Origin of the sequence: Amycolatopsis thermalba (assembly GCF_023376025.1) — a bacterium.
GTDB lineage: Bacteria > Actinomycetota > Actinomycetes > Mycobacteriales > Pseudonocardiaceae > Amycolatopsis_E > Amycolatopsis_E thermalba.
Genome location: NZ_CP091196.1, coordinates 4,645,216 through 4,668,380, shown reverse-complemented (window position 1 = coordinate 4,668,380; position 23,165 = coordinate 4,645,216). Strand labels below are relative to the sequence as shown.

The 23,165-nt window shown below is 72.5% G+C and carries 26 protein-coding genes and 3 pseudogenes; 12 read left to right on the top strand and 17 right to left on the bottom strand.

The annotated features are described in order from the left end of the window. Positions 1–147: 147 nt before the first annotated feature. Positions 148–282, top strand: a pseudogene (locus L1857_RS35780) (IS481 family transposase); the annotation flags it as partial. Between the two features lie 36 nt (positions 283–318). Here the strand turns inward: L1857_RS35780 and L1857_RS22610 are convergent. The 3 genes from L1857_RS22610 to L1857_RS22600 are packed head-to-tail and all read right to left on the bottom strand — an operon-like array spanning position 319 to position 3,541. Then, positions 319–1,518 (bottom strand): dihydrolipoamide acetyltransferase family protein, encoded by a 1,200-nt coding sequence (locus L1857_RS22610; protein ID WP_116112365.1) that lies wholly within the window; start codon positions 1,516–1,518, stop codon positions 319–321. Further along, on the bottom strand, positions 1,515–2,501 hold the full coding sequence (locus L1857_RS22605; RefSeq protein WP_094007602.1) for an alpha-ketoacid dehydrogenase subunit beta: 987 nt from the start codon (positions 2,499–2,501) through the stop codon (positions 1,515–1,517). The genes L1857_RS22610 and L1857_RS22605 overlap by 4 nt, the downstream gene beginning before the upstream one ends. Further along, complete coding sequence (locus L1857_RS22600; protein WP_116112359.1) at positions 2,498–3,541, bottom strand: thiamine pyrophosphate-dependent dehydrogenase E1 component subunit alpha; 1,044 nt, start codon at positions 3,539–3,541, stop codon at positions 2,498–2,500. The genes L1857_RS22605 and L1857_RS22600 overlap by 4 nt, the downstream gene beginning before the upstream one ends. Before the next feature lie 114 nt (positions 3,542–3,655). Here L1857_RS22600 and L1857_RS22595 point away from each other — a divergent pair, with 114 nt between their 5' ends. After that, on the top strand, positions 3,656–4,138 hold the full coding sequence (locus tag L1857_RS22595; protein WP_255407941.1) for an Lrp/AsnC family transcriptional regulator: 483 nt from the start codon (positions 3,656–3,658) through the stop codon (positions 4,136–4,138). Positions 4,139–4,210: 72 nt separating this feature from the next. On the opposite strand, the gene L1857_RS22590 is transcribed toward L1857_RS22595, so the two are convergent. The 4 genes and pseudogenes from L1857_RS22590 to L1857_RS22575 form a co-directional block, all read right to left on the bottom strand. Then, complete coding sequence (locus tag L1857_RS22590; protein WP_162831162.1) at positions 4,211–4,984, bottom strand: hypothetical protein; 774 nt, start codon at positions 4,982–4,984, stop codon at positions 4,211–4,213. A 134-nt stretch (positions 4,985–5,118) separates the two neighbouring features. Continuing rightward, positions 5,119–5,304 (bottom strand): annotated as a pseudogene (locus L1857_RS22585) (class I SAM-dependent methyltransferase); the annotation flags it as partial. A 121-nt stretch (positions 5,305–5,425) separates the two neighbouring features. Continuing rightward, a complete protein-coding gene (locus L1857_RS22580) occupies positions 5,426–6,064 on the bottom strand; it encodes a response regulator (protein ID WP_116112355.1) in 639 nt (212 codons plus the stop codon). Beyond that, on the bottom strand, positions 6,061–7,296 hold the full coding sequence (locus L1857_RS22575; RefSeq protein ID WP_249466223.1) for a sensor histidine kinase: 1,236 nt from the start codon (positions 7,294–7,296) through the stop codon (positions 6,061–6,063). Before L1857_RS22575 ends, L1857_RS22580 begins: the two co-directional genes overlap by 4 nt. 159 nt (positions 7,297–7,455) lie before the next feature. Between L1857_RS22575 and L1857_RS22570 the strand changes: the two genes are divergently transcribed. Beyond that, positions 7,456–8,544 (top strand): ABC transporter permease, encoded by a 1,089-nt coding sequence (locus L1857_RS22570; RefSeq protein WP_094007596.1) that lies wholly within the window; start codon positions 7,456–7,458, stop codon positions 8,542–8,544. Beyond that, on the top strand, positions 8,541–9,224 hold the full coding sequence (locus L1857_RS22565; protein WP_116110614.1) for an ABC transporter ATP-binding protein: 684 nt from the start codon (positions 8,541–8,543) through the stop codon (positions 9,222–9,224). The genes L1857_RS22570 and L1857_RS22565 overlap by 4 nt, the downstream gene beginning before the upstream one ends. Positions 9,225–9,244: 20 nt before the next feature. Here the strand turns inward: L1857_RS22565 and L1857_RS22560 are convergent, their stop codons facing one another. After that, the gene (locus tag L1857_RS22560; protein ID WP_249466217.1) at positions 9,245–10,300 is read right to left on the bottom strand and encodes a quinone oxidoreductase family protein; all 1,056 of its coding nucleotides are present in this window, start codon (positions 10,298–10,300) and stop codon (positions 9,245–9,247) included. Between the two features lie 26 nt (positions 10,301–10,326). After that, positions 10,327–10,632, bottom strand: a complete 306-nt coding sequence (locus L1857_RS22555) for an EthD family reductase (RefSeq protein WP_094007593.1) — start codon at positions 10,630–10,632, stop codon at positions 10,327–10,329. Positions 10,633–10,721: 89 nt separating this feature from the next. On the opposite strand from L1857_RS22555, the gene L1857_RS22550 reads away from it, so the two are divergent. The 6 genes and pseudogenes from L1857_RS22550 to L1857_RS22525 form a co-directional block, all read left to right on the top strand. Then, a complete protein-coding gene (locus L1857_RS22550; RefSeq protein WP_094007592.1) occupies positions 10,722–11,072 on the top strand; it encodes a winged helix-turn-helix transcriptional regulator in 351 nt (116 codons plus the stop codon). A 96-nt stretch (positions 11,073–11,168) separates the two neighbouring features. Then, the gene (locus L1857_RS22545) at positions 11,169–11,396 is read left to right on the top strand and encodes a hypothetical protein (protein ID WP_143266228.1); all 228 of its coding nucleotides are present in this window, start codon (positions 11,169–11,171) and stop codon (positions 11,394–11,396) included. Positions 11,397–11,507: 111 nt separating this feature from the next. Further along, positions 11,508–11,936 carry a hypothetical protein gene (locus L1857_RS22540; RefSeq protein WP_162831038.1) on the top strand — a complete coding sequence of 143 codons (429 nt, stop codon included), beginning with the start codon at positions 11,508–11,510 and terminating at the stop codon, positions 11,934–11,936. 106 nt (positions 11,937–12,042) lie between these two features. Next, positions 12,043–12,435, top strand: a complete 393-nt coding sequence (locus L1857_RS22535; protein WP_116110613.1) for an ArsR/SmtB family transcription factor — start codon at positions 12,043–12,045, stop codon at positions 12,433–12,435. Between the two features lies 1 nt (position 12,436). Further along, the gene (locus L1857_RS22530) at positions 12,437–13,081 is read left to right on the top strand and encodes an SRPBCC domain-containing protein (protein ID WP_240323179.1); all 645 of its coding nucleotides are present in this window, start codon (positions 12,437–12,439) and stop codon (positions 13,079–13,081) included. Between the two features lie 86 nt (positions 13,082–13,167). Further along, positions 13,168–13,284 (top strand): annotated as a pseudogene (locus L1857_RS22525) (hypothetical protein); the annotation flags it as partial. On the opposite strand, the gene L1857_RS22520 reads toward L1857_RS22525, so the two are convergent. Both L1857_RS22520 and L1857_RS22515 read right to left on the bottom strand, forming a co-directional pair. Next, positions 13,265–14,773 carry an MFS transporter gene (locus L1857_RS22520; protein ID WP_116110612.1) on the bottom strand — a complete coding sequence of 503 codons (1,509 nt, stop codon included), beginning with the start codon at positions 14,771–14,773 and terminating at the stop codon, positions 13,265–13,267. The pseudogene L1857_RS22525 and the gene L1857_RS22520 overlap by 20 nt on opposite strands. After that, positions 14,770–15,642: an alpha/beta hydrolase gene (locus L1857_RS22515; protein WP_249466213.1), complete on the bottom strand. Its 873-nt coding sequence runs from the start codon at positions 15,640–15,642 to the stop codon at positions 14,770–14,772. The genes L1857_RS22520 and L1857_RS22515 overlap by 4 nt, the downstream gene beginning before the upstream one ends. Before the next feature lie 122 nt (positions 15,643–15,764). Here L1857_RS22515 and L1857_RS22510 point away from each other — a divergent pair, with 122 nt between their 5' ends. Together L1857_RS22510 and L1857_RS22505 are read left to right on the top strand one after the other, a co-directional pair. After that, entirely contained in the window at positions 15,765–16,721 is a 957-nt protein-coding gene (locus L1857_RS22510) for a LysR family transcriptional regulator (RefSeq protein WP_116110610.1), read from the top strand. Positions 16,722–16,773: 52 nt separating this feature from the next. Continuing rightward, positions 16,774–17,643: an alpha/beta fold hydrolase gene (locus L1857_RS22505; RefSeq protein ID WP_094007585.1), complete on the top strand. Its 870-nt coding sequence runs from the start codon at positions 16,774–16,776 to the stop codon at positions 17,641–17,643. Between the two features lies 1 nt (position 17,644). On the opposite strand, the gene L1857_RS22500 is transcribed toward L1857_RS22505, so the two are convergent. Genes L1857_RS22500 through L1857_RS22475 form a run of 6 tightly spaced genes read right to left on the bottom strand, consistent with a single transcriptional unit; the run spans position 17,645 to position 23,151 of the window. Beyond that, positions 17,645–18,397, bottom strand: coding sequence for an SDR family NAD(P)-dependent oxidoreductase (locus L1857_RS22500; RefSeq protein ID WP_249466208.1), 753 nt, complete (start codon positions 18,395–18,397; stop codon positions 17,645–17,647). A gap of 21 nt (positions 18,398–18,418) precedes the next feature. Continuing rightward, the gene (locus tag L1857_RS22495) at positions 18,419–19,771 is read right to left on the bottom strand and encodes an MFS transporter (protein WP_116110608.1); all 1,353 of its coding nucleotides are present in this window, start codon (positions 19,769–19,771) and stop codon (positions 18,419–18,421) included. Continuing rightward, a complete protein-coding gene (locus tag L1857_RS22490; protein ID WP_116110607.1) occupies positions 19,768–20,838 on the bottom strand; it encodes a maleylacetate reductase in 1,071 nt (356 codons plus the stop codon). The genes L1857_RS22495 and L1857_RS22490 overlap by 4 nt, the downstream gene beginning before the upstream one ends. Next, positions 20,835–21,704: an intradiol ring-cleavage dioxygenase gene (locus L1857_RS22485; RefSeq protein ID WP_094007581.1), complete on the bottom strand. Its 870-nt coding sequence runs from the start codon at positions 21,702–21,704 to the stop codon at positions 20,835–20,837. The genes L1857_RS22490 and L1857_RS22485 overlap by 4 nt, the downstream gene beginning before the upstream one ends. After that, a complete protein-coding gene (locus L1857_RS22480) occupies positions 21,701–22,531 on the bottom strand; it encodes a sugar phosphate isomerase/epimerase family protein (RefSeq protein ID WP_162831045.1) in 831 nt (276 codons plus the stop codon). Before L1857_RS22480 ends, L1857_RS22485 begins: the two co-directional genes overlap by 4 nt. Beyond that, a complete protein-coding gene (locus L1857_RS22475) occupies positions 22,528–23,151 on the bottom strand; it encodes a nuclear transport factor 2 family protein (RefSeq protein WP_116110605.1) in 624 nt (207 codons plus the stop codon). The genes L1857_RS22480 and L1857_RS22475 overlap by 4 nt, the downstream gene beginning before the upstream one ends. Positions 23,152–23,165: the final 14 nt, after the last annotated feature.

Here is a 23,165-nt window from a genome sequence, read left to right as displayed (position 1 = left end):
TCCCGTGTCCCGCCGTAATGCCCGCACCACGTTTCTGTGCAGGTTGCTGATCGTCCAGCGATAGCACGCGGGTGGCCGCAGGCTCATATCGCGCTCGGCCGCGCCCAGCGGGAAACCAGCCCGAGCGATCGCCTCCTTCGCCCGTCGCGGCATCCCCGGATGACCGGCAACGCTTGGGCCTATCGCTGGTCACTCCGGCACGTGCTCGAGCACTACAACACCCAACGCCGCCACAACGCACTCGGCGGCCACCCACCCACCAGCCGACTGCCACCAACCTGATGGCCAAGTACACCTGGCCGCATCGCGGCGCGGGGCCTAGAGATCGGCGAGCGCGGACAGCGGGTTTTCCACGGCGTCGGCGACGAACCGGAGGAATCCGGCCGCGGTGCCGCCGTCGCACACGCGGTGGTCGAACACCAGCGACAGCTGGGTCAGGTGCCGGGGCACGACCTGGCCGTCGACGACCCACGGTTTCGGCAGGATCCGGCCCACGCCGAGGATCGCGACCTCCGGGTGGTTGATGATCGCCGCGCTGCCGTCCACGCCGAACGAGCCGTAGTTGTTGAGCGTGAACGTTCCCGCCACCGGTTCCGGCACCGCGCCGTCGCGGGCCGCCGTGACCACGCGGCGGATCTCGGCGTCCAGTTCGCGGGCGCTCATCCGGTCGGCCCGCCTGACCGCGGGCACCACCAGCCCGCGTCCGGCCTGCGTGGCGATGCCCAGGTTGACGCCGTCGAACTGCACGATCTCGCCCTCGTCCACCCGCGCGTTCAGCTCGGGGAAGCGGGCCAGCCCGGCGACCACGAACCGCGCGAGCAACGCCAGGATCCCCGCGCCCGCCAGCGATTCACGCAGCTCCACCAGAGCGCTGGCGTCGACGTCGACCCAGGTGGTCGCCTCGGGGATCTCGCGGCGGCTGCGGCTCAGGGTGGTGGCGATCGCCTTGCGGATCCCCGTCATCGGCACCCGTTCGCGGATCCCCAGGCCGGTGCGTGGGTCGTCGCCCGCCGAGGGGGCCGCGGCGCGTTCCACGTCGGCGCGGGTGATCAGCCCGTCCGGTCCGCTCCCGGTGAGCGTGGCCAGGTTCAGGCCGCGTTCCCGGGCCAGCTTCCGCACGATCGGTGACTGGGTGCGCGGCCGGTCGAGCACCACGGTCCGGGTGCCGGCGGGCCTGCGGCGCCTCCGACGGCCGTTGGCCGCGGTGCTGGTGCCGTAACCGATGAGGACGTTGCCGGAGCCCGCCCGCTCTTCCTCGCGGTAAGCGGCGGCCGCGGGCTGGTCCGCGGTCACCGTGATCAGCGGTGCGCCGACCAGCACCGTGCCGCCGGGCTCGCCGTGCAGCTCGGTGACGACCCCGCCGTAGGGCGAGGGCACCTCGACCACGGCCTTGGCGGTCTCGACCTCGGCGACCGGCGCGTCGACGGCGATGGTGTCGCCGACCGCGACCAGCCAGCGCACCAGCTGGGCTTCGGTGAGCCCTTCGCCGAGGTCGGGCAGGGTGAACGTGTCGCTCATGCGGCGTCCCAGTTCAGCTCGTCGACGGCGTCCAGGATCCGGTTCACCGAGGGCAGGTGGTGGTGTTCGAGTTTCGGTGGCGGGTAAGGGATGTCGAAGCCGGTGACGCGGCGGACCGGCGCCTCCAGGTAGGGGAAGCACTGCTCGCTCACCCGCGCGGCGATTTCGGCCGCGACGGAGGCGAAGCCCGGCGCCTCGGCGACGACGACCGCCCGGCCGGTGGCGGCGACGGCCCTGGTGACCGTCTCGTCGTCGAACGGCACGATCGAGCGCACGTCGACCACGGCGAGGTCGCGGCCTTCGGTGGCGGCCTGGCCGGCGGCGGCGAGCGCGACCGGGACGGACGGGCCGTAGGCGATGAGGGTGGCGTCCCGGCCCGGGCGGCGCACGACCGCGCGGCCGATCGGGGGAACCGCCCGCGCGAAGTCGACCTCCTCGCGGGTGAAGTAGTGCCTCTTCGGTTCGAGGAAGATCACCGGGTCCGGGCTCGCGATGGCTTCGCGGAGCAGGCCGTAGGCGTCTTCGTTCGTGGCGGGCGCGACGACGGTGAGGCCCGGGGTGTGCGCGTAGTAGGCCTCGGAGGAGTCGCAGTGGTGCTCGACCCCGCCGATGCCCCCGGCGTAGGGGACCCGCACGACCACCGGCAGCCGGACGCGGCCGCGGGTGCGGTTGCCCATCTTCGCCAGGTGGCTGGTGATCTGTTCGAACGCCGGGTAGGCGAAGGCGTCGAACTGCATCTCGACCACCGGGCGGAAGCCGTTCATGGCCATCCCGATCGCCATGCCGGCGATGCCCGACTCGGCCAGTGGCGTGTCGAAACAGCGCTGCTCGCCGAAGGCGCCGGTGAGCCCGTCGGTCACCCGGAAGACGCCGCCGAGCGGGCCGACGTCCTCGCCGAACACGACGACCGAGGGGTCCTCGGTCATCGCGTCGCGCAGTGCGGTGTTGATGGCCTGCGCCATCGTCACCTTGGTCGCGGTCATGCCGGCTCCTCCTCGGCTTCCAGCTCGGCCTGCAGCAGGTCTGCCTGCGCGGTCAGCTGCGGGGTCGGCGTGGCGTGGACGTGCGCGAACAGCTCGGCCGGATCGGGCGCGCCCTCGGCGGACAGGCCGGTGCGCAGGCGGGCGGCCAGTTCCTCGGCCTCGTCCCGGAACTCCTCGCCGGTCAGGCCGAGGTAGGTGCGCAACCGGGTCAGCGGGTCCCGGGTCCGCCATTCCTCGACCTCGGATTCGTCGCGGTAGCGGGTGGCGTCGTCGGCGTTGGTGTGCGCCTCGATGCGGTAGGTGTCGGCCTCGACGAGGGTCGGGCCGCCGCCGGTCGCGGCACGTGTGACGGCTTCGCCGAGCACCGCCAGCAGCGCCGCGACGTCGTTGCCGTCGACCAGCACGGCGGGGACGCCGTAGCCGATCCCCTTGTCCGCCAAGGAGGGCGCGACCGACTGACGTGCCAAGGGGACGGAGATCGCGTACTTGTTGTTCTGCACCAGGAAGACGACGGGGGCGCGGAAGACCGCGGCGAAGTTGAGGGCCTCGTGGAAATCGCCCTCGCTCGTGGCGCCGTCGCCGCACAGCGCCATCACCACCGTGTCCTCGCCCTTGAGCGTGGCGGCGTGCGCGACGCCGACGGCGTGCAGCAGCTGGGTCGCCAGGGGCGTCGACTGCGGCGCGACGCGGTGGGCGGTGGGGTCGTAGCCGCAATGCCAGTCGCCGCGCAGCATCATCAGGACCTCGACCGGGTCGACGCCGCGCTCCACCGCGGCGACGGTGTCCCGGTAGGTGGGGAAGAGCCAGTCGCCCGGGCGCAGCACCGCGGCCGCCGCGACCTGGCACGCCTCCTGCCCGTGTGACGACGGGTAGACCGCCAGCTTGCCCTGGCGGACGAGCGCGCCGGCCTGCTCGTTGAGGCGGCGGCCCAGCACGAGGGAGCGGTAGCGGGCGCGCAGCTCCGCGCGGTCCGGCATCGCGTAGCGGGCGTCGGGATGCACCGTGCCGTCGGGGTTCAGGAGGCGGACTGCCTCGGTCATGCACACCTCCGGGAAAGACAGAGTGACCCGATTCTGCTTTCATGGAGAACTCATGAACAGAGGACCGCACCAAGCCAAGACGAATGGATTGCGAGGGTGGAAAGCGTGAACGATGTGTCCAGCCGGGAGGCCACGGGGACGCGCGGTCCTGGACGATTGGCGCCCGCCCTCGACGAGGTCGATCAGCGGATCGTGCGCGAGCTGACCGCCGACGGGCGCATGTCGGTGCGCGTCCTCGCGGAGCGGGTGAACATCTCCCGCGCGAACGCCTACAGCCGGCTGGAGCGGCTGCGGGACAGCGGCGTGCTGACCGGCTTCACGGTGAAGGTCGACCCGGCGAAGGCCGGCCTGGCGACCTCGGCCTACGTGACGCTCACCGTGCGGCAGAACTCGTGGCGGCACCTGACCGAGCACCTGCGTCGCATCCCCGAGGTGGAGCACATGGCCCTGGTCGGCGGCGACGCCGACGTGATGCTGCTGGTGCGCGCCACGGACAACCAGCACCTGCGGCAGGTGGTGCTCGGCCAGTTGCACGACATCCCCGGCGTGCTCGGCACCCGCACCACGCTGATCTTCGAAGACATCGACAACCACTGACCAGCGGCCGGGGGACGAACCTCCGCTGGCCGGCGCGATGCCGAACGGAACCACGGCGGCGATCCGCGGCATTCACGCGTCGGCTCGTGCTCGCAGCAGTTCCTCGGCGGTGGTGCGTTCCGGCACCCACCCGCCGAGGACCTGCCCGTCCGGCGTGGTGAGCACCAGGTTGGTGCCCTCCGCGGTGTGGTGGTGCCGGATCCGCCAAGCGGTCCGCCAGGGCAGGAAGCCGGCGGGGGCGCGCACGCCCTCGCCGTCGAGTCGGAAGTCCCCGTACTCCACCTCGCGCCCGCGGTCGAGGGCGGTCCGCAGCCGGCGCACGATGCGGTCCCGGCACCGCTCGATCACCAGCTTCGACAGGGCACCCTGCCGGTGCACGCCGTGGATGAGGATCCGCCGGTCGTCACGGTGCCCGCGTCCGAAGACCCGCCGGCGCCCCAGGCCCGTGATCCGGGAGACGCGCCGGCTGGTCAGGAACAGCTCGATGTGCTCCCAGTGGGTGGTGACGGTCCCGCCGTCGTGGGTCTTGGCGACGGGCCGGTGGACCACGTACTCGACGTCGCGCCACGGGATCGCCAGGCGCTCACCCCCGGCGTGGACGACCAGCTCGGCAGGCGTGACCTCGTACACCCGGCGCCCGCCGCGGGGCGGTACCGCGACGACGAACACGGCCCGGCCGGCCATCGCCGCGACCGGGAGCGCGGCGCCGGCCCAGGGACTCACCACCATGGCGAGAACCCCGGCGCCGGCGCAGAGCAGCAACCAGGCGCCCAGGGCGGGTGTGGTGAGGAACCGCCGCTTGGTGCGGAACCGGACGACCTCGGAACCCCTCGCAGAGCTGCCCACCGGGCGACGGTATCGCGGGCCCGCGCGTGGCGGGGCGGGTTCGGACCGGAACCTGCCACAGCGGGTTGTTCCGCCGCGGACCAGCCACACGCTGCACCGCGATCGCATCCATGGAGCTCCGCCCTTCGGGAACGCGAGAGTTCGGTGATCGTGTCCAGGAGGCGGTCCTGCGCCTCGGGCGGCAGGTAGCCCGGCAGGCCTTCGGCGCTCCACGCGGCCGGCCGGGCCGGATCGACTCCGGCGGTGCGCAGAGCGGTGGGCCAGTCGTCGCGCAGATCGGCCGGGGCCACTCTCCGGTCGGCGGTGGGCGCGGCGCCCAGCCCGGACGAGCGGTTCGGCGAACGGATCGTCGATGAGCGAACTTTCCGCGCGCTGGAGGCCAGGTCCCAGGTGTCTCCGTCGTCCCTGGCGATGCTCGGGTCAGCGTAGTGACATCCGGCGCTACCGCCTCCGGATGAGGCCGAGTTCGGTGGCGGTGGCGACGGCGGCGGTGCGGGAGTCGACGCCGAGTTTGGTGTAGATGCGGGCCAGGTGGGATTTCACGGTGCCCTCGGTGAGGTGGAGCCGCCGGCCGATGGCCTGGTTGGACAGGCCCTCGGCGACCAGTGCGAGGACCTCGGTCTCCCGCCGGGTCAGGGCGGTGGCGGGGGTGCGGAGCCGGTTCATGAGGCGGTCGGCGACGGCGGGGGCCAGCGTGGTGCGCCCGGCGGCGGCGGTGCGGACGGCGGCGGCCAGGTCCTCGGGCGGGGCGTCCTTGAGGAGGTAGCCGGTGGCGCCGGCCTCGATGGCGGGCAGGGTGTCGGCATCGGAGTCGTAGGTGGTGACGATCAGCACGCGGGGGGCGTCCGGCCGGGCGGTGATCGCCGCGGTGGCCTCGGCGCCGCCCATTCCGTTGCCGAACTGCAGGTCCATGAGGACGACGTCGATGTCGCCGTGCCGGGCGCGGACGACGGCGTCCTCCGCGGTGGCGGCTTCGGCCACGATGGTGAGGCCGGGTTCGGTCTCCAGCACGGCGCGCAGCCCGGCGCGCACCACCGGGTGGTCGTCGGCCAGGAGCAGCCGGATCGGCCGGCCGGTCACGGGCGGCCCTCGCGTTCGGTGTCGCCGGCCGGGTTCAGCGGGAGCCGCGCGGCCAGTGCGGTGCCCTGGCCGGGGGCGGATTCGATGGTGAGGGCGCCGCCGAGGGCGTGCATGCGGGCGCGCATGGCGGGCAGCCCGAAGCCGCCCCGGTCGGGGTCGGGCTCGGGTACCCGGCCGGGGTCGAAGCCGGTCCCGTCGTCGACGACGTCGAGGACGACGTGGTCACCGAGATAGCCGAGAGTGACGTCGGCGGTGGTGGCGCCGGCGTGGCGGACGGTGTTGGACAGGGCGGACTGGGCGATGCGCAGCAGGGCGACCTCGTGCGCGGTCGGCAGCGGCGCCGGGTCGCCGGTGAGGCGGAAGCGTGCGGTGAGCCGGTGCCGGGCGCTGGTGGTGGCGCACAGGCGCTCCAGCGCGCCGGCCAAGGTGTTGCTGTCCAGGGCGGGCGGGGTGAGGGCGGCGACGAAGCGGCGCGCTTCGGTGAGGCTGTCCACTGTGGCCTGACGGGCCTGGTCCACGTGGCGGGCGGCGTTCCCGGGTGTGCCGGGCAGGGCGCGTTCGGCGGCGCGCAGCAGCAGCTGGATGCTGGACAGGCCCTGGGCGAGGGTGTCGTGGATCTCGCGCGCCAGACGTTCGCGTTCCGCCAGCACCCCGGCGGTGTGCTGGGCGGCGGCCAGGTCGGCCCGGGTGGCGGTGAGCTCCTCGATCAGCCTGCGGCGCTGTTCGCTCTCCCGGTACAGGGCCTGGTATCCCCACACCACCGCGACCGCGACGGCGGCGCCGAGCGCGGGACCGATCACCATGGCGACGCTGACGGAGCCGGTGTGGGCGGCGAACGCGCTGATCGCGATGAGCGCGGTCGCCGCGACGGCGGTCAGGCCGGCGCGGCGCGGCAGCAGGTGGAGCTGGAGAAAGTACAGCGGGAACGCCACCCAGACCCCGTCGGCGGACAGGACCAGCAGCCCCAGCCAGCACGCGCCGACGACCGCCAGCCACCAGGCCGCCGCCGGACGGGAGCGGCGGATGCGCGCCACGAGCGGCCCGGCCGCGGACACCCCGGCGCACACCACCGCTACGGCGACGGTCGTCGCGGCGTGCGGCCGGCTGTCGACCACGGCGCGGGCGGCGGCCAGCACGAGCAGGCCGATGATCAGCAGGTGCAGGCACCAGGCCAGGGCCCGCAGCGCCGGGGTCGGGGCAGGAGCGGCGGTATCCACAGTGGCTTCCAGCATACGGACACCGACCGCGAGGCCGCCTCTATCGAAAGTGATAACCCGCGTGCCGTCTTCCGGCCCGCGAAGTGCCGTCCTGCGCCAGACGCGCACACCGGGGACCAGCGGCGACAGTGGAGCCATCCCGATGCCATCACCGGAAAGGACAGGCCCCCCGCCGTGTTCGTCGCCTGGAGAGATCTGAAGTTCGCCAAGGGGCGTTTCGCCCTGATGGGCACCGTCATCGTGCTCATCACCCTGCTGGTCGGGCTGCTGTCCGGCCTGACCGCCGGCCTGGGCCGGCAGAACATCTCCGCCATCACCAGCCTGCCTGCCGACAAGATCGTCTTCCAGGCTCCCCGCGGCGGAGGGGACCTGTCCTACGCCGACTCCACGGTCACGGAACGACAGTGGCGGCAGTGGGCCACGACCCCCGGTGTCACCAGCGCCGAACCGCTGGGCATCACCACCACCACGGCCACCACCGCCGGCACCAGCACAAGCGTCTCCGCCTTCGGGGTCCGGCCCGGTTCCCGCCTGGCCCCCGACAGCAGCAAGATCACCGGCGATTCCGCGGTGTTGTCCACCCCGGCCGCCGCCGACCTCGGCCTCGCCCCCGGCGACACCTTCACCCTGGCCGGGCAGCGACTTACGGTCGCCGCCGTGTCCGGCGAGGCGTCCTTCAGCCACACCCCGGTCATCTGGATCAGCCTCGGCACCTGGCGCAAGACCGCGCCTCCCACCGCTGACGGCGAGGGCCCCGCCGCGACCGTCATCGCCCTGACCACCACCTCCGGCGCCGATACGGCAGCCGCCGACGAGGCCGCGGGCACCCAGACGGTCACCAAGGACGATTCGCTGTCCGCGATCGGTTCCTACGCCTCGGAAAACGGCTCCCTGCAGCTGATGCGCGGCTTCCTGTTCGCCATCTCCGCCCTCGTCATGGGGGCCTTCTTCACCGTGTGGACCATCCAGCGCAGCGGCGACGTCGCCGTCCTGAAGGCCCTGGGCGCCTCCACCGCCAGCCTGCTCGAAGACGCCCTCGGCCAGGCCGTCGTCCTGCTCGCCGGCGGCACCCTGATCGGCACCGGCCTCGCCGTCGCCCTCGGCGCACTCGTGGCCGGCGCCGCGGTGCCGTTCCTCCTCACACCCGCCACCGTCCTGATCCCGGCCGCCGTGATGATCCTCCTCGGCGCGCTCGGAGCCGCCCTGTCCATCCGCCGCATCACCTCCGTCGACCCGCTGACCGCCCTGGGGAGCGCACGATGAGCCTCAACCTGACCGACATCACCCTCACCTACCCCGACGGCGACACCCGCCTGACCGCCCTCGACCACGTCACGCTCGACGTCCCCGAGGGCAGCCTCACCGCCGTAGTCGGCCCCTCCGGCTCCGGGAAGTCCAGCCTCCTGGCCGTAGCCGCCACCCTCATCACCCCCGACGCCGGCACGATCACCATCGACGGCACCGACACCACCGGTATGAGCCGCGGCGAACTCGCCACCCTGCGCCGCCACAAGATCGGCATCGTGTTCCAGCAACCGAACCTGCTGCCCTCGCTCACCACCGTCGAACAGCTGCAGGTCATGGCTCAGATCGACGGCCGCAGCCCCGCCAAGGCCCGCACCCGCGCCCTGGAACTCCTCGACGCGGTCGGGCTGGCCGGCCAGTCCCAGCGCCGCCCCCACCAGCTCTCCGGCGGCCAGCGCCAGCGCGTCAACATCGCCCGCGCCCTGATGAACGACCCCACCGTCCTCCTGGTCGACGAACCCACCAGCGCACTCGACCAGGAACGCGGCGGCGCCGTCATCGACCTGATCACCCGCCTCACCCACCAGCAGGCCACCGCCACCATCCTGGTCACCCACGACCGCACCCACCTCGCCGCCGCCGACCGGATCGCCGAAATCCAGGACGGGAGCCTGCGCCTGCCGGCCGCCACCCGCTAGAGGTCCAGACAACCAGTGCGCTACACCCCGGATGGAGCGGTGGGGCCTCGGTCCGGGCAGACGCCGTTGCCCGTGTCCCGCAGCGCCCGCCTCAGTTCCCGATCTTCGCCACGTACTTGCCGCGGCCGAGTCCCTTGCTGAGGAGGTCGTGGATCGCCGCGACGCGGTCGAGTCCGACGACGGTGACGCCGGGGCGGAGGCTGCCCTGGGCGATCAGGTCCAGTCCGGTGGTCAGCGCTTCGGCCGCGGCCCGGGGGGTCGGTGGCGATGAGCCGGCTCATGCTGAAGCCGACGATCCCAGCGTTGTCACCGATCAGGCGGCCCACCGGTGGGAGCGGTGCCGGGGTGCCACCGCCGGCGTTGCCGAACAGCACGACACGTCCGCCCGGCGCGAGCAGGCTCAGGTCGAGGTCGAGCAGCGCGGTGCCGGTGGGGTCGAGCACGACGTCGACACCGTCGGGGGCGATCGTGTGGACGGCGTCTGCCAGGTCCCCGTCGCGGGCGAACACGTCGTCCCAGCCCGCGGCGAGACCGTCGGCGATCTTGTCCGGCCTGCCGACGGTCCCGATCCGGCGGGCGCCGCCCAATGCGGTGGCCACCTGGCTCACGACCGAGCCGAGCCCGCCGCTGGCGGAGTGCATGAGCACGGTCTCGCCGGGCCGCAACCGGGCCCGCTCGGTGAGCAGGAGCAGGGCGGTGGCCACGACGAGCGGAGCGGACGCCGCCGTCGCGAGCGCGACGCCGTCGGGCACCGGCGCGGTGACCTCCGCGCCGGCGAGGGCGACCTGCGCGAGGCCGCCGCCGGGGGTGAACGCGGCCACCCGCTGCCCGATCTGCCTGCCGGTCACCCCGGCGCCGACCGCGCGGATGGTTCCGGCGACTTCGAGCCCGGGGACGTACGGCCACCCGGAGGCGTAGCCGGGGTCCCCGCGGCGGGCCATGACGTCGATGAAGTTGATCCCCGCGTAGGCGACGTCGATGGCGACCTGCCCCGGCCCGGGCTCCGGCGCGGGCACCTCGGCCACGTTCGTCGCACTGCCGTCCACGGCCGGCCCGGACATGAGCAACGCCTTCATCACGGTTCCCTGTTCGATGTTCTCGCTCAGTCGTTCTGCACCGGGTAGTGGATGACGATCGCGCCACCGGTGGCGTAGTTGGGGACATCGGCAGCCGCCTGCTGGCCCTCCGGAGACGTCCTCGCCGCGGTCATCGCCGCTTCGTCGGCGAAGTCGGCTTCGAAGATCGCGAAGTACGGTGTTCGTCCCTCCGTCGCTGCCACTTCGAAGCTGTAGCGCCACGCCAGCAGGCCGGGCATGCGCGTGGCCAGCGGCAGGTGGTGGTTCACGTAGTAGTCGCGGAAGTGGCCGGGGTCGGTGGGCTCGGGATACAGGACCACCAGCTTGTGCACGACAACCTCCAAGTGCTTCGAAAATCGAATCAGTGGGACGCACGATAGTGTGTCGGATATCGAAGCCGCAAGAGGGGACGGTACGACGGATGGCTGCACCCAGACCGGGCCGCCCGGTGCGAGGGTCGAGCACCGGCCGGCCGCTGATGGCCGCCCTCGACCTGTTCGGCCGCAGGTGGAACCTGCGGATCGTCTGGGAACTGCGAGACGGGCCGGTCGGGTTCCGTGCGTTGCAGGAGCGCTGCGACAACATGTCCTCCAGCGTGCTGCGGCAACGGCTGACCGAGCTGCTCGATGCCGCCCTGGTCGAGCAGCAGCCGGACAGCACCTACGCCCTCACCGAGCTGGGCCACGGCGCCCACCGCGCGCTGCGCCCGCTCGCCCGGTGGTCCACGGAATGGGCCGCGACGCTCTCCGCCGCCGACCACCAGCGCTTCTGACGCTCGAGCGCCGGCGCTGCACCACCGGATGCACGGTGAGATCGCCGGCAGCTGTGCTGGCATGATGATCATCAACGCCGACCGAAGGGAATGCGAGTGAAGCGAATTCTGACGACGGCAGTGGTCACCTCGGCTGCTGCCGGCATGCTGCTGGCGGGCGCCGGCACAGCGTCCGCGCAGGACCCGTACGCCAAGTACGCCACCAAGTCCGCGTGCGAGACCGCCGGTTTCCAGTACGTGCACGCCGGCAAGGCGTACCGCTACGCCTGCACGGGCCCGCACGCCGGCCCGTCCAGCCAGAAGTACTGGCTGTACCTGATCTGACGCCTCGGTGGCCACGCCGCCGAGGTGACGACGGCGTCCACAGTGGCCGGCGCCGGCCAGGAGCCGGGCCGGCGCCGGCCACCGCGCCCCCTTCTGGGAAATGGTGAGTACGTGACATCCGGAGTGGGCGATCGGCTCCTTGATTCCCTCCGCGAGCTCCAGGTAGCGACCACGTGGGCGGTCGTCACCGAAGAGACCGGCAGCGGGTCCACGTGGCAGCTCGCGGGACCGACGTGGCAGGCCACCGTAGTCGTCGAGCCGCGAAGCTGGCTCGGGTCGACGTTCCAGGCGCGGGATCCAGTGACCGGCAGGAGTGCCACCTACGACATCGACACCGACCTGTACGACATTTCGCTGGACGATCAACGCGAATTCGCGGAGGAGATCGAGCGCGATATCGTCGAGTTTCTCGGCAGCCTGAGGGCGAAAGCCGTTCTGCGTGGGAATGACGGATCGAAGTTCGTGCTCGTCTTTCCAGGGGCGTTTCATGGCCAGCGTGCGCACCTGCGCGGATCTTGCCGCCGCTCGGGCGGGCGGTGACTTCGTTCCGGTGGAGTGACGACCAACTCCGCCTCGCCCTGGAGGTCCTGGTCGACATCATGTATCAGCCTTGATTTATATTAGCCCGCCCCGGTAGGATCTCGGTGTGCACGCGTTCGACATCCTCGGCGACCCCGTACGCCGGCGCATTCTCGAGCTGCTCGCCGACGGTGAGCAGACCTCCGGGGCGGTCACGGATGTCATCCGGGCCGAGTTCGGCATTTCCCAGCCCGCTGTCTCCCAGCATCTGCGTGTGTTGCGGGACAGCGGGTTCGCGTCGGTCCGGGCCGAGGGTGCTCGCCGGTTCTACACGGTGGAGCCCGCGCCGCTGCGCGAGGTCGATGCGTGGCTGGACCGGTTCCGCCGGTATTGGGAACAACGCCTCGACGCCCTCGGCACCGAGCTGACCCGGGGCAAGCGCGCACGCCGGTCCCGGGCCGGTGAGGCGCCCACCCGGCCGGCCGGGCACAGCCCCGATCCATCCACCGAGAGGACATGACATGAAGGACGTACTGGACGAGCTGGCCGCCGTGCGCCGGGTCATGGGCAAGGGCAGCGTGCCGGCCGGCGAGGCGTACACCGTGGAGCTGCGGCGCCGGTATGACGCGGAGATCGACGACGTCTGGGACGCCATCACCAACCCCGAGCGGCTGCGCCGCTGGTTGAGGCCGGTCACCGGAGACCTCCGGCTTGGCGGGAAGTACGAGTTGGCCGGCGGTGAGCACGGCGAAATCCTCCGGTGTGAGCCGCCGCGGCTGCTCAAGGTGTCCTGGCTCTACGGCCCGGACGCCGACGCCTGGCCCGGCACGAGCGAGGTCGAGGTGCGCCTGGCCCCGGGTCCCGCCGGCGACACCGAGTTCGAGCTGATCCACGCAGCGGTCGTCGGTGAGCCCTCCTTCCCCACCTACGGCCCGGGCGCCGGCGGCGTCGGCTGGGACCTGGCGCTGCTCACCCTGGCCCGGCTCCTGGCCGATGGCGGGAGCGCCGACCACGAGGAGTTCGAGAAGTCGCCCGAAGGACGCGAGTTCAGCCGGCGCAGCGCCGCGGCCTGGGGCGAGGCTCAGTTGGCCGCCGGTGGCGACCCGGAGCACGTCGCGGCCGCGGTCGAGGCCACCACCAAGTTCTACGCACCCGACCCGGCCTGACATTCCTGACCGGGTGGGCGCGGCGCTCGCGCCCACGATGAGAATCAGGTTCCTCGACCGGCTCCCGGATCACGGACGGGTCCACAGTGGAGTTTCGCGGGCCGGGGACGGCGGGTTCTGCTACGCGCCGACGGTGGTGGCAGGGCGACGAGATCGTCACCGACGAGGGGTTCGGTCCGGTCATCACGGTCCAGCGGGTCGGCGACGAGCAGGAGGCGATCCGGCACGCCAGCTCCGTCCGCTACGGGCTGGCGCGTGACCACGGCCGCGGGATGCGGTCAACGGCGGGGGAAGGCCGGCCGCCGCTGGCATCCGCCCGGACGGCGCACTGCCCGGTGCCTTGCGGGCCAGTCCGATGGCGCACGCGGCGGCGAGGGTGAACACCGCGGCCTCGTAGGTCATCGCGTGCCACAGTGCTCCGCCGGCGTCCGGGGCGGATGCCGCGTAGGCGATGCCGGCCAGCGTGACGCCCAGCGTCCCGCCCAGTTGCTGCGCGGTCGGGAGCAGGCCGGAGACCGAGGTGGCGGCCTCGGGCCGGACCCTGGCGATCACCTGGGCGAACGCGGAAGCGGTGAACAGCCCGAAACCGGCGCCGCCGAGGGCGAGAGCCAGCCAGTACGTCCACAGCAGACCGTGGTGGCCGAGAGTCACCGGGACGGCGAGCGACACGAGCCCCAGGGTGAGGGACGACGCGGCGAGGACGCCGGGGCCGGCACGCCCGCCCAGCCGTTGCGCGATCCCGCTGCCCGCCAGCGCGCCGAGGGCGTACGGGGTGACGCCGAGCCCGGCCTGCAGGGGGCTCCAGCCTGCCGCGCCCTGCAGGTGCATCGACAGCAGCAGCGTGAACGACGGCACGCCCGCGTTGAAGACCAGGACGACACCGAGCCCCCACCTCGTCGCCGGCTCGGCCATGGTGGACGGATGCACCAGGGGAGCGGGCACCCGGCGCTGGGAGACCGCGAAACCGGCCAGGATGACCACCGCCAGCGCGAGGCTCACCCAGGTCCACAGTGGCCACCCCGCCTCCCGCCCCACGGCCAGCGGGAAGATCAGCAGCGCGAAACCCAGCAGGCTCAGCACCGCCCCGACCGGATCGACCCGTGCCCGGACCTGTCCGGTGTGGACGGTCGGCAGGACGGGGGACAGGGCGAGGGCCAGGAGCCCGATCGGCACCGTCACCAGCATGGCCGCCCGCCAGCCCAGCCCCAGCGGGTCGAGCTGGATCAGCACGCCGCCGAGCACCGGGCCCGCGAGCGAGGCCGCCGCCATGGTCGCGCCGAACGCGCTCAGTGCCGCGGGCCGGCGGGGCGCGGGCACCGCCGACTGGATGATCGACAGGATCTGCGGCGCCATGAGCCCGCTGCCGAAGCCCTGCACCAGGCGGCAGGCGATCAGCACCCACGCCCCGGGCGCCGCGGCCGCACCGAGGGAGGCGGCGGTGAACAACGCCATCCCGGCGACGAACATCCGCCGGTACCCGTACCGGTCACCCAACCGGGCCGACACGATCAGGGAACAGGCGTAGGTGAGGGTGTAGCCGGCGAGAACCAGCTGGGTTTCGCCGGCTCCGGCACCCAGATCCCGCCGGACGTCGAGGACACCGACCTGCAGGACCGTCACGCTGAACAGCTGGACGAACGTGCCGGACAGGATGACCGGCAGGAGGAGCCGCCGCCGCAGCGCCGGCGTCACCGGGTCACCGCGCCCTGCAGGGCGATGGTCGCGAGCAGCGCCGCCAGTTCCGCCGGACGGGTCACGAACGGTGAGTGGCCGCCGGGCAGGGACCGCACGTGGAACGGGTTGTCCGGCGTGACCCGGTCGGCCTCGGCGATCATCAGGTCCTGGGTGACGGGCGGCAGGGCGAGGTCGCCGGTCAGCCTGACGTAGGAGCGCGGGAGACGTCCCCAGCGCCCGGGCGTGACCTCGACCGGCGTGGTGAAGCTGCGGTACGGGTGGTCCGGGTGCAGGAAGTGGCGCCAGGTGTCCGGCTGGTCCGCGGGCAGGTCGTTGAGGAAGGCCCGGCGGATCACCTCGGTCACGGCCGGATCGGGCGACAGCGGGTTGATCCGGAACGCGCCGAGCTCCGCCGGGTCGGCGACGGGCGGAACCTGGACGGCGCCGGCGTTCTCCTCCGCGCCGATGTAGTCGGCGAACCGGGGCCTGCCCGCGGGCACGAACGCGGACAGGTACACCAGCCGGTCGACCAGCTCGGGGGCCTGCTCGGCGGCGGCCGACACCGGTGATCCGCCGGCGCTGTGCGCGACCAGGACCACGTTCCGGTAGCGCGTGCGCGCGCTGACCATCGCCTCGAGCACCACGTCCGTCGCGTGTTGCATCGTGATCTCGTGCAGCGCCGACTTCTCGGTGGCGAGCCCGGGCTGGCCGGGCAGGAAGTACCCGGGCGGGACCGGGGCGCCGAGCCCCGCTCCGGGCAGGTCGACGGCCACCGACGCCAGGCCGTGCCCGGCGAGGGCCCGCTGGGCGGGCGCCCAGTGCAATGCGGAGTGCCACGCGCCGTGCACCAGCAGGACGACGGTTTCGCAGGCGGAGGGACGGTTCACGGGAAGTCCTTCGGAGGTAGTCGATCGAGGGGACCGGACCAGATCACCGCACCGGGACCCACGTCATCCACCGCGATATCTCACAGCGCCGCCCGCGATACTTCCTCCGTATCATCGCGCTCGTGGAAGCCCGTCACCTCCGCTACGCCCTGGCGCTGGCCGAGCACCAGCACTTCGGCCGCGCCGCCGCCTCGCTCGGCATCGCCCAGCCACCGCTGTCCACCCAGATCGCCGCGCTGGAACGGGAGATCGGCGAGCGGCTGTTCGACCGCACGGCACGCGGGGTCTTCCCCACCGCCGCCGGTGAGGCCTTCCTCGCCAGGGCACGCAGCGCGCTCGCCGAGATGAACCTGGCCCGGATCGACGCCGGCCGCGCCGCGCGCGGGGAAACCGGGCGGCTCCGGATCGGGTTCCTCGGATCCGCGCTGCTCGCCCCGCTGCCCGGCGTGATCGGCCGCTTCCGCAGGACCCATCCGGACGTCCGGCTCACCCTGCAGGAGCTGGACAGCCCCGCCGCGTCGGCGGCGTTGCTCGCCGGCGAGCTGGATGTGGCCGTCGGGCGGGGCAGCCCCCGGGGCGCCGGGGCGGAGGACCTGGTCACGGTGCCCATCGGGGCGGACCACCTGGTGGCCGTGGTGTCCACGATGCACCCCTTCGCCGGGCGCCCGTCCGTCGGCGTCGAGCAGCTGACCCGCGAGCCGCTCGTGGTCAGCGCGGACGCGGCCGGCACCTACCTGCGACCACTGTTCGAGGCCGACGCGGCCGTCCTCGACGCCGCCACGATCGCCCGGGACATCCACACGATCGCCGGGCTCGCCGCGTGCTGCGCCGGGGTCGGGCTCGGGCCGGCCCGGATGCGGCTCCTCGCTCGCGACGACGTCTGGTTCTGCGACGTCGAACCCCGGTTCCGGTTGCCGGATCTGCAGATGTCGTTCCGGGTGACCGATTCCTCGCCCGTCCTCGCGGCGTTCCTCGCGGTGGTCCGGCAGAACTGCGCGGACGTGGGCTCCTGGCTCGACGAGCTCCTCGCCCGGCACCCCGCTGCCACTGAGCGGCAACCGCCGCTTGGTGTGTCCTGAGCGGCGCGGGCACTGTGGTCCGGGAGAACTCCCGTGACCGCAAGGGGAAGACATGCCGTGGGATATTCGCGAATCGGTGCGCCTCGACGACGTCGAGCTGGCCTACCGCGTCGCCGGGGACGGGCCCGAGGCCGCCGTGCTGGTGCACGGCTGGCCGCAGACGCACGCCTGCTGGCGGCACGTGGTGGAGCCGCTCAGCCGCGGGCGCACGCTCATCGTGCCGGATCTGCGTGGGTACGGTGACTCGGGACTGGCCCGCTCGGGGGAGTACGACAAGCGCGCCACCGCCGCCGATCTCAGTGCCCTCATCCGCCACCTGGGGTTCTCCTCGGCGGTGGTGATCGGCCACGATCGCGGCGCGCGCGTCGCGCACCGGTGGGCCCTGGACCACCCCGCGGACATCGATGCCCTGGTGCTGCTGGACATCCTGCCGACCAGGGTCGTCATGGACACGTTCGACCGCGACTCGGCGAGCGCCATGTGGCACTGGTTCTTCCACCGGAACCCGGAGCTGGCGGCGACACTGGTCGCCGGCAACGTCGAGGCGTATCTGCGGCACTTCTTCTCCCGGGTCCTCGAATCCGGCGCCGTGGACGCGCGGACCTTCGAGCACTACGTCGCCGCGTTCAGCGATCCGGGACACCTGCGAGCGTCCTTCGAGGACTACCGGACCGGCTTCTCCACCGACCTCGACCGTGACCAGGCCGATCACGCGCGGGGGCTGCGGGTGCGGGCGCCGCTGCTCGTGCTGTGGGGCGCCGAGGGCGGTCTCGGCGGGACCGACGTGGTGCGCGTCTGGCAGGAGCACCACGCCGATCCCGTGGCCGTGCGCGGGTACGCCGTCCCGGGCGGTCACTACGTTCCCGAGGAAGCACCCGGGGACGTGGTGGCCGCCGTGGAGGCGTTCCTCGCCCAGCGGTGAGTCACACGGCGGTCAGCCCGCCGTCGACCAGGATCTCCACACCGGTCACGTAGGAGGCCTCGTCGCTGGCGAGGAAGAGGACGACGTCGGCGACCTCCCGCACCTCGCCGGCCCGCTTCATCGGCACCCCGTCCAGTTGCCGGGCCCGCCACACCGGGTCGGCCGAGCTGCGGGAGGTGCGCATCGGCGGGAGCATTCCCGGAGCCACCGCGTTGACCCGGATCCCGTCGTCGGCGTAATGCACGGAGGCGGTCCTGGTCATCGACTTCACGGCCGCCTTGGACGCCCCGTAGCCGAGGTGCACGCCGAGCTGGCCGATCGAGGCCGAGATCGAGGACAGGTTGACGATCGAGCCGCCGCCGGTGCGGGCCATGGCGGCGGCGCCGTGCTTGATGCCGAGGAACACACCCTTGGCGTTGACCAGCATGAGCTGGTCGAAGAACGCGGTGCTGGTGAGGTCGGGGTCGAAGGTGCCGCTGATCCCGGCGTTGTTGACCAGCACGTCGAGCCGCCCCAACTCCGCCAGGACCTCGTCGATCGCGGTCGTCCAGGAGCCTTCGTCGGTGACGTCCAGGTGGAGGTAGCGCGCCCGCCCGCCGCCGGCCTGAATTTCCTTGACCACGGTGGTGCCGTCGTCGTCGTTGATGTCGGCGACGACCACGGCCGCGCCCTCGCGGGCGAACGTCGTGGCGGTGGCGCGGCCCATCCCGCTGGAGGCGCCGGTGATCAGCGCGGTCTTGTCGCGCAGTCGCATGATCGGGTCCCTTTCCTGAGGTCAGCTGTGTGCGGAGAGGCGTCCGGTGACCGGTTCGCCCTCGGGTGCGCGGGCTCGCCTGCCCTTGACGACGACGGCGAGGATGCACACGGCGCCGGGCACGAGCAGCGAGAGGAACACCTGGTGGTAGTCCAGACCGGCGGCGACGAGCACCGTGCCGATGGCCGCTCCGCCGATCGCCCCGAACCGGGCGACGCCGGTCGCCCAGCTGGTTCCGGTGGCGCGGATGCTCGTGGGGTAGAAGGCGGCGCCGATGATCGGGAAGGCCGTGCCGCAGGTGTTGGTGAACACCCCCATCACGAACATCAGCGTCCCGAGCACCAGCACGTTCGGCGGCGCGACGGCCACCAGCACGAACATCGCGCAGGCGCACCCCATGGCGGCGACGACCGTGCGGTGCAGGCCGAAGCGGTCCATCGCCGACCCGATCCCGAGGTTGCCCAGTGTGCCACCGGCCTGGAGCAGCAGCCCCATCGTCGCGGCGGCGGTCAGGGAGAAGCCGATGTCGGTCATCAGGATGGGCATCCAGCTGTTCGTCAGGTAGACGATGAAGAACGCGGCGCTGAAGCCGATCCAGATGGTGGCGGTCCCCAGCCGGAACCGGCGGGCCACCAGCCCGGCGACCCGGGCCTTCGCCTCCACCGGCGGCTCGTGGAGGGCGAACCGGGTGCCGGGCGGGAAGTTCTCCGGCACGATCCGGTTCACCAGGCCCACCAGCTCGGCCTCCCGCCCGGCCTGGCGGGCGAGGTACTTCGGCGACTCGGGCAACGCGAAGTAGACGACGACGGCGTAGGCGATCGGCAGGACACCGGCGGCGACCAGCGCCCAGTGCCAGCTCGCGACCTGCACGACGAGGCTGGTGAGGAACCCGGCGATGGCGCCACCGAGGGTGTGGCCGCAGTAGGTGAGCGCCATCATCGTGCCCCGGCGCCGCACGGGAGCGTACTCGGAGACCAGCGTCGTCGCGTTGGGCAGCGCGGCACCGAGACCGAAACCGGTGAGCAGGCGGAGGATCGAGAACCACACCACGTCCGGGGCCAGCGCGGTCGCCGCGCACATCACCCCGAAGAAGACCATCGAAGCGAGGATGACCTTGCGCCGGCCGACGCGATCCGCGATCGGCCCGGCGACCAGGGACCCGAGCGCCATGCCGAGCAGCCCGCTCGTGATCACCGGCCCGAGCTGGGCCTTCGCCAGGCCCCAGTCGGCGAGCAGGGGCGGGCCGAGGTAAGCGACGACGGCGAGGTCCAGGCCGTCGAGGACCACCACACCCAGGCAGAGCAGCAGGACTTTACGCTGCAGGCCTCCGACCTTGTTGCGGTCGATGACGTGTTGCAGGTCGAGACTCGTCACGTGTCCTCCGTGGGACAGGAGCCGGTGAGCGCGCCGCCGAGGATGGCTCGCAGATCGTGTTCCGTCACCGGCTTCGGATTGGCGTAGGGCGCGGACAGCGCTTGGGCCACCACGGTGTCCACGCCGTCCTCCGGCATCCCGAGTGCCTTCAACGACATGTCGGCGCCGAGATCACTGGCGAGGCGGAACAGGTGCGCGGCCGGATCATCGGCCCCGAACGCGGCCCGCAACGCGGCCCGCGCCCGGGGCGCGGCCGGGAGGTTGACCGCGAGCACGTGCGGGAGTACCGCGGTGTGGATTTCGGCGTGCGGCAGGTCGAACGTGCCGCCGAGGATGTGACACAGCTTGTGGTGCAACGACATCGTGGTCGCGCCCAGCACGCTGCCGGCGAGCCACGCCCCGTAGAGGGCCTCCGATCGGGCGTCGAGGTCGTGCGGATCGGCGGCCACCCGGGGGAGCGCGGCGGCCAGCGCGCGTGCCGACTCGGCCGCCATCAACGCGGTGACCGGTGAACCGTCCGGGGCGTAGAGGGCTTCGGCGGCGTGCGCGAGGGCGTTGACCCCGCTGGTGAGCGACAGGGCCGCCGGCAGGGTGAGGGTCAGCCGCGGGTCGTAGACCACAGTGGACGGCAGCACTCGGGGGTCCCGGCCGGTGGTCTTGCGGCCGGCGTCGGTCAGGCCCCAGATCGGGGTCATCTCCGAGCCGGCGTAGGTCGTGGGCACCGCGACGACGGGCAGCCCGGTGTCCTTGGCGATGGCCTTCGCCAGGCCGATGGCGGAGCCGCCACCGACGGCGAGACATCCGTCGGCGCCGAGGTCCCGGCTGCGCGCGATCGCCGCCGCCGCGACCGCGACCGGCACGTGCGGGGCGGCGTGCGCGTGCAGTGCCGCGACCCGGCCGCCGAGCGGGGACGTGAGCTCGGTGGCCAGCTCCGCCTGCTCCGGGGTGCACACCACGATCAGCCTGCGCAGGCCCAGGCGCTCGACCTCCTCGGCCAGGCGGCTCACCGCCCCCGCCGCGAACACGACCCGGCCGGAGCGGCTCTCGTGCACGAAGTCGTGGGTCATGACCGAACCCGATCCAGGACGATGTCGAATTCGAGGAGCCGGAACGGGTTCGCCACCCCGTAGCGCGCGGCGCGATCCGGATCGTCGACGTCGGTGACGGGCCGGATCAGTGACTCCTTGACCCCGAACACCGTGTCGGAGTCCAGGTACGGGCTCCCTTCGACGAACACGTGGGTGGTGAGCGGCGCGTGGCCCGGGGCGTCGGCGATGACGTGGATGTGCGCGGGCCGGTTCGGGTGCCGCCTGGTGGCGGCGAGCAGCCGGCCGACCGGCCCGTCGTCCGGGATCGGGTAGTAGCGGGGAACCACGGTGCGCAGCCAGAACCGGCCGTGCTCGTCGGTGACGAACAGCCCGCGCAGGTTGCGCTCCGGCTGCACGCCGGGTTGCTGCACGTCGTAGAACCCGGCGCCGTTGGCCTGCCACACGTCCACTCGCGCGCCGGGCAGCGGGGTTCCGTCGGACGAGCGGACCTGCCCGGCGAACACGCACGGCTCACCGTTGCCGTCGAGCGAGATGTTCGCGCCGAGCTCGCGTGGCGGGGAGTCGACCAGGTGGAACGGGCCGAGGACCGTGGTGTCGGTGGCGGCGGCGGATTTCCGGTTGTTGATCGCGTCGACCAGCATCGACACCCCGAGCACGTCGGAGAGCAGGACGAACTCCTGGCGGGTGTCGTCGCAGGTGTGCCCGGTCGCGGTGAGGAAATCGATCGCCTGCTGCCACTCCGCGTCGGTCAGTTCGACGTCCTTGACGAACGCGTGCAGGTGCTTGACGAGGCTCGTCATGACCTGCTTCAAGCGTGGGTCGGGGGTGCCGGCGAAGCTCTCCGCGACGACCTCCGCCGAGGTGTCCTCCGAAAAGCCGGTCATCGGCCCTCCTCGAGGTTGATCGTCCAGGGGGGCGCGGGGAATGCGGCGCGGTCGAGGACGTCGGTGGCGGCGTCGAAGGCGAACCGGGCCGCGTCCCGCGCCGGGCGGGCGTCGAGCTCGTCGGAGAAGACCTCCGCCGACATCGGCGCGGTGACGCCGCGGTCCCGCAGGGCGCCCAGCACGGCGAGCGTGTCCCCGGCGCCGCGGCCGGGCAGCAGCCGCCGGTGGCGGGCCTCCTCGGTCAGGTCGGGACCCGGTTCGGGCAGCACGTCGCACAGCTGCACCGTGGTGATCACGGAGGCGGGGATGCCGTCGAGATCGGCGGGCGTGGCGCCGGAGCGGAACCAGTGCCACAGGTCGAGCGTGATCCCGCCGTTGCGCCGGTCCGCCGCGGCGACGACCTCCCACACCTCGCCGAGCGTGCGGACGTGGCTGTAGGGGAGGAACTCGAAGCCGACCAGCACGCCGTGCTCGGCGGCGCGGTCGCACAGCGCGCCGAACGGCTCCACCAGGTCGGTCAGCGGGTGCGCCTGGAACATCGGGAGGTTGAGGTGCCGCACCCCGATCCGGTCGGCGAGCCGGAACATGGCCTCCTCCACCGGATCGGGGCCCAGCGCCCAGTCCCAGTTGTGCTCCAGCTCGAGCACCCGCAGACCGTGCTGGTCGAGCAGGTCGCGGATCCGCCCGTCGGGCAGGTCCGTGCCGAGGTAGTCACTCACCCGCAATCCGATGCCGGTGAACCCGGCCTGGGCAGCCGCGGTGATGCGGGTGGGGAGGTCGGCGTGGCGCAGCGTGTTCGCGCTGCAGTTGAGGTGCTTCATGCTCATCCCTTGCTCACCTCGCCCGCGGTGGCCGAGCCCGCGAGCCATTTCGCGCCCTCGTCGTACAGGCGGCGCACGGCCTCTCCGGTGAGCCCGGGCAGCCCGGTCTTGACCGTGAACCCCGCCTTGGTCTGCAGGTAGGCCAGATGGCGGTATCCGGACGGGAACCGGTTCAGCAGTCCGGTGTCGAGCTCCAGCCGCGCGGACGGGTCGACGGGGTCGAGCCGGTCCTTCTCGTAGATCGGCTGCCTGCGCACGATCTTCCACGCGCCCTCGTGGCGGCAGCAGAAGTCGTAGAACCGGCCGGTGCACACCACGTCGGCCTCGACCCCGTCGACGCTCGCGCGCTGGCTGATCGTCATCTTCGTCTGGACGACGGCCCGGTCGCCGTCGACGTCGGCGCTGTGCCCGCCCAGGAAGTGCAGGATGTTCACGCCCCGGTCGAACCCCTCGCGGCTGACCGCGATGAACTCCGCGGCCGGCCCCTGGAACCAGGTGGCGGTCATCCACCCCTGGATCGGGTGCCAGACCGTCGCGAAGCGATCCCAGTCCCCGGCGTCGCGCCAGACGACCCAGTTGTCGACCAGTTCGCGCAGTTCCAGCCTGTCTTCGAGGCTCGTCGGCATGCTTTCCAACCCCC